Below are 11,216 nucleotides of genomic sequence, written 5' to 3'. Positions count from 1 at the left end.
GAAAAGTTGTCGGATATACGTTGAATATTACCCCAGTGAGAACAGCAGTTAATCTGTAAAATTCTAGAAAATATGCCACCATGATTTCTGAGTGGCTTTTTTTTCGCTTGTAGGCTCTTCTGAGGGCTTTTGATTAGTAGTTGCTGAATTTGTTTCACCGTCCACTACGGGCTTCTCATTGTCTCCTGTGAGTGCTTTGACTTGCCGTTCGAGACCCAGGTGGAGTTTTTGTGCCTGGTCGGCTAATTGATGAGCTACCGAAATCTGTTCGTCTTTTGCTTTCAGCTGGTCAGTAAGGATGTCATTATCATGGACTAGTTGCTCATTAGCCTGTTTTAATTGCTGAACCTGTTCTTTAAGCAATTCAACGATTTCATCGTGCCTTTCTGCCTTATGATTGGTGTATTTCTCTTTTTCTTCCTTCCCTTTTCCGCTTTGATAGTGGTTGACGACTAATTCCTTATCTTTTAAGGAGTATAACTTCTTCCCTCGTTTTTCAGTCTTTGCGGGGCGTAAGTTATTGGCTTTAGAAAATTTATCAAAAGTTGAACGGGCTATTTTAGCGTCTTTTATGATTTCGTTAATGGTATAAAGTTTTTCTTCTGACATAATTACTTCCTTCTTCCGACATATATAGGACATGTAATAACATTTCTGTAGTTATTCTATCATAAAGATATTATTTTCATCTTATATAAAAGAAGGAGGGCGAAATGGAAAAACAAATGTCTCAAGTTCACCCAGTCGCTATAAAAGACGAGGTTATTATCCGCTAAGTTTCAATCCACACTTAGCAGGCATTTTAATAAAAAAGCCGTAACCTATCTGCTTAATAGGTTACGGTAAGGTCAGTTAAATTACGTCAAAAGATAAACCTGGCGTATTTTTATTATATCATTAAGCTTTGTCAATGCTATATTCTGTATTTAAATTTTTAATTTAAATGATTTTTAAATACAGAAAGAGGAAAAGTAAAAACTGTATTGCTATACTATGTTTGTACAAAATGATTGTACTAGTGAAATCTATTTTCTAAGAAGATTTACTTTTCCTTGCTTAAGTAAAGTCTTCTTTAAGCCTATTTTCCTAAATAGCCCCTATAATATACCATGTTGAATTAGTATACCCCCCCTATAAATCCTTTAACTGGACTATAGGGGCTATTTTTTATTAAGAGAGTTAATTTAGATTCTATCCCTGCAAACTTTATTTAACTATTTACTTAGCAAAAAAGATACTACTTAACGCACGTAATTAAGTAGTATCTTTCTGGCAAAAGCTTATCTAATAGTCACTTAAAAGCTAAGTATTGAAGGCAGTAATACTTAGCAGTTAGATTGTATCAAAAGCCTTTTTATAAATCTAATTTTTATATTTAAACCTATCATTTAAGGTAAAACAAAAAAGGATACAGATAATGCTGTATCCTTTCCTGTATTTGAAAAAAGCACCAATAAATCATCCAAAAATATAAATCATAGCTACTAATTATGATCTATGTTTAGATAATATCATTCTTACTAATGCAATTCATAAATCTGTATTTAAAGATTTTTCGAACTTAAAAAGCGAGCAGTTTCCTGCTCGCTTGGGAAAATAGAATAGATTTGGTGTTTCAACAAAAATGTTAAAACCTTAGTTCTAATTATATAAAGTTTTGAATTATTTTACCTGTTTTTGTATTGTTAGATGCGATATTTAAAATCAATTAATAGCTACAAACAGTGTTTTGATTAACTACTATGCTAGCAGTAAGATTTCTTGAAAGAATGATTTAAAATAAAATTTTGCCAGTATTGCCATATTTAAATACAAAATTAAGCAGAAGCTAATTAAAACGCCTATAATTATTGATGTTAGGATAGATAGGGCTATTATCCTAACACTTCCATTAGTCTCGAACGTTTTACCTTATGCTTTGAGTATACGTTGAATAGACTTTTTGTTGAACTCATTTAATAAACTCCGAGTATTTCAATTAAAGTGGTTCTCTTTTAAACTCCCTTTAATTAAAATAAGAGTACTTTCTAGAGCTTTGGTAGGAAGTGCTCTTATTTATAGTTTGGCTTATATTATATATCGTTGCTCTATCAAAAAAGATGTACTTCAAATACCATGTCATTTGAAGTACACCTTTTTTTCCCTAAGAAAACGTAAAAGTCTCGCCAATACTATAATACTAAGGGAGTTTGTATTATAGCAACTTGATTATACCAATTATTATATTTAGATGCTTAATCTAATATTTAAATTGATTCTAATTAAGATTAGGAAGTATTTAATATATACACTTTGAAGGCACTGATAGTATATTCCACGTTCATGAAAATACTTTTTTAATCAGCTTTCGATTTAGGGGCTATTTATGATAAATAACCCCTTAAGAATATTGATATAACAAGCTCCCATATTCTATAATCAGAATGTAGGGGCTTTTAATCTGGAAATATAAAAAATAGCCCCTAAGTAAAGGGAGCTAATTACTATGAAACAACTTGTCTTACCCATTAAAGATTCCAACGTTCTCCATGAAGTTCAGGACACCTTACTTCAGAACTTCCGACAAGGACGACGGAACTACACTATTTTCCAAGTTGGCAAGGCAACTCTGCTTAGAGTGAGCGATGTATTAGCTCTCAGGCGAAATGAAATCTTTAATGACAATGGAACTATCAAGAAAAACGCGTACATTCGCGATAAAAAAACTAATAAACCCAATATTCTATACCTAAAACCCGTTAAACTGGATTTATTAGACTATTATGCATGGCTTCAGAAAAAGAATATTCAATCTGAATGGCTTTTTCCATCAACCACTCACCCTGACCGACATATTACTGAAAAGCAATTTTACAAGATTATGGCCAAAACTGGTGACTTGCTCGGTATTAACTATCTTGGCACCCATACCATGCGCAAAACGGGGGCTTATCGGGTTTACACGCAATCTAATTACAACATCGGCCTAGTTATGGAACTACTCAATCATTCGTCAGAAGCCATGACCTTGAAGTATCTTGGATTAGACCAAATCAGCCGTGAAAAGATGCTCGACCAGATTAATTTTAATTAACAAACAGCACCCAAACCCTTGTGGCTGTAGTAATACATCTAGTGTACATCACTATAAAATGTTATAATAAAAAAGTGCACTGGCTACCACCAATGCACCAAGTTAGTCTTAGGAGCTGATCTTTCTTGAAGGTGTACTCTTTTGCGCTTGGCTGGTGGTGTACTGCCATACACCAGAACAAGAGCGCAACCTGTTAAACTATCAGCCTTATTGTTGAATATAATATATTCATCCGCTGATTATATTATAGCATGGTTTAGCAAACTTGTAGACCGCTTGGCTTTCGGGCCGGGCGGTTTTTCTGTTTAAAAAGTATGCCACCCTTCGGCTTCGAGCCTTGTCTTGTCGCGAAGCTCCAGCCGTTTACACGTCTTCCGTTTCTTCGCTCTCAAGCCAGGCTCTTCACCATTATTCAGGTGGCATACTCATCAATATTCACTGCTACACGCTACGTGGCCGACAGCGTCACCCCCAGCCTGCCCTCCTGAAGCTACGACGCTATCTCCATGAAAAGGCTCAAAAAATTGGATAAAGTGAGACTATCCCCGTGGGATCGGCTCGCCCAACTTTTTTGAGACATTTCATCGCCGCCTTAAGAAGGTATGCCAGAGGCAGAGATTTTTTAAACGAAGAAAAAATCTCTGCCTCCAATGCCTTCCTCTCTACTAAGTTACCAAGGAGTGCGGAAGGAGGGCAGGCAGGCTTATACTTCACTAAGTTGTATCATTATTGAAGAATTTTTTACAGGGACGAGAAGCTCATTTCTTATTCCTATCTGCTATTCTCTTCTTTAAAGCATCAACTTCTTCTTGAGATGCCTTTTTATTCAGCTGCTCCTCGGTTTTACCTGCCCATTCCGGCATTTCCTCATTACGTCCTATACGAGGGGGCCTATTATTTCCTAGTTGTTCTAAACGATTTTCTGCAGCTTTTTTCAAATATTTTACCAACGATTTCTCAATAACTTCCTTATTAATACGTGTCTTAAGATAAGTTAAATGTTGCTGCAAAGCCTTTTCATCATACCTCTTAACCATAGCTCGATATACTGGATAAACTTCTTTTGCTAGTGTTACCACTAGTTCTTTATCTTTCATTAAATTAACCATATTTAGAATCTTTGCGCTTACTAATTTGATTGTATATGGACTATTAAGCGCCTTTTGATATTGTGCTTCATCGATATCTTGCTTAATCTCTAATACTTCTCCATTTCTGGATATATGGAACTGAATTGCGTAAATTTTTCGACCATGTTTTACCTTATCGTAAGTTACTGTAAAATCAGTATTTTTATTAATTTCTTCAAGCGGCTTCTTTAATACCAATCGCTCAAAGCTTGAAAAACGGCTTTTATATTTATCTTCTGTTTGGGTAAGATACTTTAGTTCTTTAACCGTAATAACTGGATTAGCATATTCATCTACCTGCTTACGAGAGCGTTTTTTCTGCGAATAAGTAGCGTAGTACTTGTATTGGTTATAATTCATCGCTACGAGTTTATAAAGAGTGATTGCATGCTTACTGTTTAATTTTGCAACTTCTGTCAATTTATATTGTGTGAAATTATTTTGAAGCATACTAATATAGGGCAATAGTTTAGGAGCAAATATTACCCTAATTTCTGGTTTAGCATTATTCCACATAATTTCCTGTATTGGTGCAATCGAATATTCGTCATTATCTACAGTACGAAAGCTAAAAATTGCATGCGTATGAAGTTCTCGAATTACACTCCGTAATCTATTAGCACGACTAGTTCCTTTTATATCCAGTAGATCGTAAACTAACTGTTTCTTTATATAGACCGTATCTTTATTTTTCCTGTCATTATATGAACCAACAATAATTTCAAAAAGCTTTAGTGGCATTCGATCCATCTTAGCGACCGCTCTTATCAAATCATTATGTTGAATAACCAATTGGCTTTTATGCTCTTCATTTTCCATATTCTTTATACCTCAAAATAACTACATAACTGTATCACTTATAAAACTACTTTATTTCTATTTTGTAGTTTTATATATCTCACAAATACTATAATATCAACATCGGATATATTCAACTATCTGTATTACATAATGTAGCTGAATATATTTAAAAATATCAACTTATGTAGTTGTTTCGATACATTTATGTAGCTGAATCGATCAACTTATGTAGTTGTTTCGATACATTTATGTAGCTGAATCGATCAACTTATGTAGTTGTTTCGATACATTTATGTAGCTATATTTTTCTCTAATCCCTTGGTAATTCTGCATTTTTTAGCCGACAAACTATTTAAACTATTTAAACTATTAAACTATTTAAACTATTAATCTCTATAAAAAAAGATACCAACACAAATGTTGATATCAACTTTAATTAAGCTATTTTAATCCGTTGTCCTGGAAATACTTTATCCTCGACTTTAGCATTATTCAGCATCAATAATTCCGTCAATTCAATACCAATTTGATGTGCAATTAGCCAGTAACTGTCCCCCGTTTTCGCAATATATTCTGGATCAAGACTTAATTGACGACCACGTACTTGATTATGTCTAGTGTAAAAATCCATAAAATCATAAGCAATTAACTGTCGCTCATCCAAATAATTATCAGTAAAGAGCCACGTTCCTATTCCAATTACTGATGGCGAAAAGCCGTTATAATCAATAACTGTTAGGTTAGGACGTAGGTGTAGACAATTAACGCGAATAGCATTATTAATTATTAAATTTGCCGGCACACATAGGTCTTGCTTATGACAACCATGAATATACAGCGTTTCTTGAAAAAAGTTAATCAAATCCGTTGCAGTTTTGTCAGCTACAGTGGGGACGAAAATCAAGGTATGAACAACCTTTGCGGACAAATTAAACGCCCGCGTATTCGCTAAAAAGAATTTTGCTTCGGCTCTTGCTTCCTCTGGCGTAGTAAAACGAGCAATATGGGACGCATGGACGACCATTCCTGCATTTTTTGCTATTTTGATTTGTTTTTGTGCTAATAAATTTCGTTTATTTCCACCGATGGTAAGGTTAACTACACAGGCATTAACCCCCATTGGCTGGATACTGTAAAAATATTCCTGGTCCGCTTTTGTTTGTTCGGTACAAAATGCCACCATATTATAATCTTCCATTTATTCTGCGACCTCCTGTTGTAGATATTGTGCAATTGCGTCCTTGTGACGTTGTGAGAGCCTTGAAGCACCATTTTTGATAATCTGGTGCAACCAGTCAATATCGCCCTCATATGCCGTGACAATAGCCGCTATCGTAGGGGCTATTTGTCGATCAAGCCAAGATGCCATATCATCAATTGATTTTGGCTCTCTGCGACTCGTTAGTTGGAGCTTTTCGACATTATCTAATAGCTGGCCCCACCATTTTGTGGACGGCCACCGTGCTTTATTTGTGTCATTCGTTTGCGGGGGCTTAATAAAGCGTAGATACTGTTTCAATGTTCCACGAATTGCCGTCCCTACTGACATGTTCTGATCAATTATGTGGTAAATCAGTTTTCGTGCCCGTTCCTTACGATAAACAACTTCTAAACGGGTCCACGTTGCCGATTCAGCTGTCTTTTCCTCGCTCTTTGCCTTACGCTCTAGTGTTTTATCATAGATACGGCAAAAAATTTCTGAGGATTGTGAGCCAAAATACATCGTGCGTCCAAGAAACTCCCCTGTTGAACACTGCCGGCTATTTATCTCGTCCCATTTATTCCAGCGAGACGTAAAATAACCCTTAACTGCCGCTCGATGAATACGACTGAATTTAATCACTTGGTTTTTAAAATCATCAATCGCAATATCAACCCGACTAAAATTCACTTTATCGTCCAAAATTGTCAGATAAAACAACAAGGTTTTTAGCTCATATAAACTCTCGTATTGCCGACAGCCGGAACCCGTAATCATTACGTGAATGCCCATTCGATCAACATTTTGCGGTAAGTTTTCAATTACGTTTTCGTTTTTATCAGTCCCCGCATTAAACATAATATAGAGACTTCCCTCATTCCATTTGAGCTGTGAACGATAACCAAAACGCCCGGTTTCCATTTTCGTAAACGTCTTTTTTTCTAATTTTAATATCTCTAAGATGACGCTTTCCAACTGTAATCCAGTAACCGTAAATTCTAGCCAGTCGATAATCGCTGAAAAGCTGTCATGATAGGGTTTACTCATGTTTTTTCACCCAAAATCTTGTATTTATTACCCCCTATTAGTGGGTGGGGGTAATACCAATAATTCATAGTTTCATGTCGCTTTTTGAAAAAAGCAACACCAAAAACTTTATTTGCGGGACCAGTCCCGCCCCCCTGCACTCGCCGTGGGGCATCCGGAAGACAAAATAAATTTGTTTCCGGAAACCGCCAAAGTGTAATTATAAATTTGGTTGTCAATTCCTTAATGCTCCCGCGCGTTGCTTGGTCCGCTTACCATTGACAACCGGCAACTTCTTACCTTTTAGGCTGCAGCCCGATTAGGATCATGTAAAAATTCAACCTGATGGGCAATAACCGTGTGGAAGAAACGCTTCTGTTGGGTTTGCTTATCAGTAGTGGCACTTACCTCCAAACGGCCTGTCAGGAGTAACTGCCGACCTTTATCACAATGCTGTTTAAGGGCACCGGCTAATTTTCCGAATGCCTTGCAACGGATGAAATCAGCTTCATCACGGTTGTTTTTCCGTGGTACAGCAACTGTAAACCATGCATATTGATTTCCATTGATACTTTCCTTTAATTCTGGTGTTTGCGTTAATCGTCCTAGTAATTTAATGTCATTCATAGTCTCTTTCTCTCCTTATAATTCTAAATAGTTGGCGTAATACTCGTCATATCAACAAGCGCTGATTGGGCATAATAGGCCGTCATTGCGACCGTGCGATGCCCGAGCAAGTACTGAATGGTAGTAATCGGCACTCCCTTTTCCGCTAATTTGGCTGCAAAAGTGTGACGCAATAAATGACAATGAAACTCGATTCCGGTCTCTTGGGCAAATTTGGTCGCGTACCATTGAAGCGTCCGCCGTGATAAGCGAAACAACGGTTGCTTAGTTACACCAACTGATTGTCGATACTGCCACACGATTTTAGCTGCTTGCTGGTTAAGAATTGGAATACAACGGTCACTGCCCCATTTGGCATCTTTGATATTGATATAGACCGCACGATCCTTAAGCTGAACATCTGTTACCGTCAAATGTGCGGCCTCACCAACCCGCGCTCCTGTTCCATACATTAGCCAAAAAGCAGCCCGGATGTTCTCTTGAAGATTGTCAACATACGCGATAAACACTCGGATGTCCTCATCTGACAATCTTCTAATCCGCTTCTTAGCAGTGCTGGTCTTAGGATAATCTGCTGGCGAAAGTGGAACCTGATTGAGTATTCCGTTCTTAACTGCCCATAAACTATATACGTATAAAGTCGATAGTTCACATTTTATAGTTGTCGAATTTAAGCCAAACTTAAACATTTCACGGGTGAATTTGACAATATCCTCATGATTTATTTCATTTAGCTGTTTTTTATGCCGAATTAGGTACTTTTTAAATCTTGACAGCCGGTTTTCATACTCAATCAGTGTCCCTTCTGCTTTTCCTTCTATTCGCATGTCAGCTATAAAGCGGTTAAAAGATTCCTGTATCTCCATTACGTCACCCCCTTTTTACACAAATATAGAAATTGGTCGTGTCTTATTTTTCAGATTTACTATGTTGTGAGAGCAGGATAAGGTGGCTGGTTAAAGTATCGGTCAACCGTGTTATTTCACCCGTTAAGCCGTCTAATTTGGCTTCCATGCGCAGTATTAAGATAACCGCGATTAACAACCCTCCTGATTGCTCCAGCACGTATTTAATGATTTCGTTACTCAAAGCTAAATTCCTCTAATGTCCTTTCTGTTTGGATTTGAGTTTTGGTAATGTCACCCATGTTATAACCGCATTCCTTGCATAGTTCGAGTGATCCGACAAGCATTGAAGCAGTTTTAGCGTCTCGGATATTAAGACGGAAGTAAATATCACGAACCCGCTTGCAACAATCACACTTGCGATAAACTGTTTGGGCAAAATTTTCCAGGGTTAATGCTTTCTTAAGTTCCATTTTCTTCTCCTTTCACGTAAAAAAGGCGAGGGCACATTACGCGTCCCCGCCAGATACCTAGACTTCATCTGAGTAAACAGCTTCTTCAGTTGTGGTTACGTATTTGGCACCAACTGGTACACCAGTTAATTCCAATTCACCCTTTTTAATTAAGTGGGCAGATGCCATTAATTCCATTGCTTGACGCACTGTTTCCTTGCTTAACTCCTTTTTAGGATTTGCAATTTTGAAAAAGTGATTTTTTCCTGTTGAGTCCTTAAATTTCAACTTCAAAATGGTAATCATATTGTCCCTCCTTTTTAGCTTGATTTAGCGTGAAACTACGCTTGGACAGGTTGTTCTTGTGCTGGTTGAACAATTACCTTTGTCGTCGCAAGTACTGCAATTTCGTCCTGTAGGTCACCTTCAACTAACATCTCTAGCGCTTCCGCAAACTGCGTAATTTGACTATCATCATAGTCACTCATTGCGTTATTAAAGATGTAGTTCTTACCCTTTGGATAATCTTCGGAGATAAAAGCAAATTGTAGCCGTGCCCCGTGATCTTCCTTCATTGTAACTTTCATTAACTGCTCCTTTCCGTCAGTCACGCTTTAAAGCACAAAAAAAGCAATGGCTGACTATTTGTCTTAGTCTCGACACATTCCCAATCGGAAGGGAAATGTCACCATTGCTTAATTAACTCACTATATATTTTTACGTACATTCCTTGGTGCAATTCATATTATACATGGTTCGTCTTTGATATTCAATATTTGAATTTATATTCTTGAACTATAGTTAAAAAGAATATTTTTAACATCATTTACTTTGCATATTGGGTAACCCAAAATACTATACATGTAATTTGTAACCAACAAATAAAGGTTAACCTTCCATATGTTCTAATAAATGCGCCAAAACATCCATTCGATTATCATAGACGTGTAAAATTTCTACTAACTTTTTATCGTCATGAACCTTATAAAAAACAGTGTTCTTTGATAAATGTAAAAAACGATAACCAATTAATAACGGTGATAGCTCAGTTGCATCACGCCCTAGCTTTGGCATTGCCCCTAACTTAGCAATTGACGCTTGTAATGAGTTCAGGATTACTTTTGCTTTATCTTCACCAAAATTACGTTCTAAGTATCGTCTCAGAGTGGTTATTTCTCTTTTAGCCGCGCTTCTAAAACGGATTTGATAATCTTTCACTTATCTGTCTCTCCAAACACTTCGTCCATTGTATAAAGACCATCTTCTGCAGAAGCATTTTGTAAATCTTTTAATAACTTCATACCATTTACAAAACGTTCATATTCTTCAATATCCACGATTGCATATTTTCCATAACCATTCTTAGTTAAAAAAACTGGATTATCTGGATCGACTTCTTTTAAGAGCTTATTGTAATCACGTAAAGCAGAAACTGGCTTAATTGACATTTTCATCATGCTAATCACCTCATTTGTATTGTACAATATTTTACGTATAATTTACAGCAATACTATAGATTATAACTTTTTTAGATTTTTAAAATTTTTATTGGATTAGGATAGTGTAATACATTAAGATGCCACAAAATCCTTATTTGATTAATTGAGGTTATTGAGGATGGAAAAAATGAGTTCCAGTTTAGCAAGAAGGTCGCGCCATTCGTAATTGAATTGAAGCAGAGAATTATTACTCATTCAAACTGTCGAAGTTGGCTAACGTTCGGTCTAAGTATGCTCTAACGTTATTAAAGCTAACTCGCTGGGCAAACTACAAAAGGCCACCATAAAAGGCAGCCTTGATGAATGGCAAAGTTGGTTTTTAGGGACGGACGATGATGGAAAGCCAAAAACTTGGAGTGCCGGGCGTTTTCGGCAGCGTGTCTTAGGCGTTAGTATCAAGGAACTAGGTGAACTCTATCCTAAGACTATCTTTTATCTTACGACGGAAAAAGAAGGTCGAAAAGTTGTCGGATATACGTTGAATATTACCCCAGTGAGAACAGCAGTTAATCTGTAAAATTCTAGAAAATATGCCACCATGATTTCTGAGTGGCTTTTTTTT

At 36.6% G+C, this 11,216-nt stretch carries 14 protein-coding genes; 2 read left to right on the top strand and 12 right to left on the bottom strand.

The window, feature by feature from the left end; all coding sequences use genetic code 11:
- Positions 1-63: 63 nt before the first annotated feature.
- Complete coding sequence (locus tag IEU90_RS11000; RefSeq protein ID WP_153710999.1) at positions 64-609, bottom strand: transcriptional regulator; 546 nt, start codon at positions 607-609, stop codon at positions 64-66.
- Positions 610-2,485: 1,876 nt separating this feature from the next.
- Between IEU90_RS11000 and IEU90_RS10995 the strand changes: the two genes are divergently transcribed.
- The gene (locus IEU90_RS10995) at positions 2,486-3,073 is read left to right on the top strand and encodes a site-specific integrase (protein ID WP_153711000.1); all 588 of its coding nucleotides are present in this window, start codon (positions 2,486-2,488) and stop codon (positions 3,071-3,073) included.
- A 758-nt stretch (positions 3,074-3,831) separates the two neighbouring features.
- On the opposite strand, the gene IEU90_RS10990 is transcribed toward IEU90_RS10995, so the two are convergent.
- From IEU90_RS10990 to IEU90_RS10940, 11 genes are all read right to left on the bottom strand, one after another.
- Positions 3,832-5,022, bottom strand: a complete 1,191-nt coding sequence (locus IEU90_RS10990) for a replication initiation protein (RefSeq protein ID WP_188358143.1) — start codon at positions 5,020-5,022, stop codon at positions 3,832-3,834.
- Positions 5,023-5,440: 418 nt separating this feature from the next.
- Positions 5,441-6,202 (bottom strand): GH25 family lysozyme, encoded by a 762-nt coding sequence (locus IEU90_RS10985; RefSeq protein ID WP_188358142.1) that lies wholly within the window; start codon positions 6,200-6,202, stop codon positions 5,441-5,443.
- A complete protein-coding gene (locus IEU90_RS10980; protein WP_153710991.1) occupies positions 6,203-7,252 on the bottom strand; it encodes a replication initiation factor domain-containing protein in 1,050 nt (349 codons plus the stop codon). It lies immediately after the preceding gene.
- A 282-nt stretch (positions 7,253-7,534) separates the two neighbouring features.
- The gene (locus IEU90_RS10975; protein WP_153710992.1) at positions 7,535-7,858 is read right to left on the bottom strand and encodes a single-stranded DNA-binding protein; all 324 of its coding nucleotides are present in this window, start codon (positions 7,856-7,858) and stop codon (positions 7,535-7,537) included.
- A gap of 23 nt (positions 7,859-7,881) precedes the next feature.
- On the bottom strand, positions 7,882-8,724 hold the full coding sequence (locus tag IEU90_RS10970; protein ID WP_153710993.1) for a tyrosine-type recombinase/integrase: 843 nt from the start codon (positions 8,722-8,724) through the stop codon (positions 7,882-7,884).
- Between the two features lie 43 nt (positions 8,725-8,767).
- Positions 8,768-8,947 carry a YvrJ family protein gene (locus IEU90_RS10965; protein ID WP_153710994.1) on the bottom strand — a complete coding sequence of 60 codons (180 nt, stop codon included), beginning with the start codon at positions 8,945-8,947 and terminating at the stop codon, positions 8,768-8,770.
- Complete coding sequence (locus IEU90_RS10960) at positions 8,940-9,176, bottom strand: hypothetical protein (protein WP_153710995.1); 237 nt, start codon at positions 9,174-9,176, stop codon at positions 8,940-8,942. Before IEU90_RS10960 ends, IEU90_RS10965 begins: the two co-directional genes overlap by 8 nt.
- 57 nt (positions 9,177-9,233) lie before the next feature.
- A complete protein-coding gene (locus IEU90_RS10955) occupies positions 9,234-9,461 on the bottom strand; it encodes a DUF2922 domain-containing protein (RefSeq protein ID WP_153710996.1) in 228 nt (75 codons plus the stop codon).
- A gap of 35 nt (positions 9,462-9,496) precedes the next feature.
- Positions 9,497-9,742 carry a hypothetical protein gene (locus IEU90_RS10950; RefSeq protein ID WP_153710997.1) on the bottom strand — a complete coding sequence of 82 codons (246 nt, stop codon included), beginning with the start codon at positions 9,740-9,742 and terminating at the stop codon, positions 9,497-9,499.
- Between the two features lie 301 nt (positions 9,743-10,043).
- Entirely contained in the window at positions 10,044-10,373 is a 330-nt protein-coding gene (locus tag IEU90_RS10945) for a type II toxin-antitoxin system RelE/ParE family toxin (RefSeq protein ID WP_188358141.1), read from the bottom strand.
- Positions 10,370-10,612 carry a type II toxin-antitoxin system Phd/YefM family antitoxin gene (locus IEU90_RS10940; RefSeq protein WP_153710998.1) on the bottom strand — a complete coding sequence of 81 codons (243 nt, stop codon included), beginning with the start codon at positions 10,610-10,612 and terminating at the stop codon, positions 10,370-10,372. The genes IEU90_RS10945 and IEU90_RS10940 overlap by 4 nt, the downstream gene beginning before the upstream one ends.
- 286 nt (positions 10,613-10,898) lie before the next feature.
- Between IEU90_RS10940 and IEU90_RS11395 the strand changes: the two genes are divergently transcribed.
- Positions 10,899-11,171: a replication initiation protein gene (locus IEU90_RS11395; RefSeq protein ID WP_308738388.1), complete on the top strand. Its 273-nt coding sequence runs from the start codon at positions 10,899-10,901 to the stop codon at positions 11,169-11,171.
- The last annotated feature ends 45 nt before the right edge of the window (positions 11,172-11,216 follow it).

This window comes from Limosilactobacillus caviae, assembly GCF_014635905.1.
Taxonomy (GTDB): domain Bacteria; phylum Bacillota; class Bacilli; order Lactobacillales; family Lactobacillaceae; genus Limosilactobacillus; species Limosilactobacillus caviae.
This window is presented reverse-complemented; position numbering and strand designations above follow the sequence as displayed.

Bases quoted from the DNA above. Each gene is read 5' to 3' on its own strand.
- IEU90_RS11000 (WP_153710999.1), bottom strand. From the start codon at position 609: ATGTCAGAAGAAAAACTTTATACCATTAACGAAATCATAAAAGACGCT.
- IEU90_RS10995 (WP_153711000.1), top strand. From the start codon at position 2,486: ATGAAACAACTTGTCTTACCCATTAAAGATTCCAACGTTCTCCATGAA.
- IEU90_RS10990 (WP_188358143.1), bottom strand. From the start codon at position 5,022: ATGGAAAATGAAGAGCATAAAAGCCAATTGGTTATTCAACATAATGAT.
- IEU90_RS10985 (WP_188358142.1), bottom strand. From the start codon at position 6,202: ATGGAAGATTATAATATGGTGGCATTTTGTACCGAACAAACAAAAGCG.
- IEU90_RS10980 (WP_153710991.1), bottom strand. From the start codon at position 7,252: ATGAGTAAACCCTATCATGACAGCTTTTCAGCGATTATCGACTGGCTA.
- IEU90_RS10975 (WP_153710992.1), bottom strand. From the start codon at position 7,858: ATGAATGACATTAAATTACTAGGACGATTAACGCAAACACCAGAATTA.
- IEU90_RS10970 (WP_153710993.1), bottom strand. From the start codon at position 8,724: ATGGAGATACAGGAATCTTTTAACCGCTTTATAGCTGACATGCGAATA.
- IEU90_RS10960 (WP_153710995.1), bottom strand. From the start codon at position 9,176: ATGGAACTTAAGAAAGCATTAACCCTGGAAAATTTTGCCCAAACAGTT.
- IEU90_RS10955 (WP_153710996.1), bottom strand. From the start codon at position 9,461: ATGATTACCATTTTGAAGTTGAAATTTAAGGACTCAACAGGAAAAAAT.
- IEU90_RS10950 (WP_153710997.1), bottom strand. From the start codon at position 9,742: ATGAAAGTTACAATGAAGGAAGATCACGGGGCACGGCTACAATTTGCT.
- IEU90_RS10940 (WP_153710998.1), bottom strand. From the start codon at position 10,612: ATGATGAAAATGTCAATTAAGCCAGTTTCTGCTTTACGTGATTACAAT.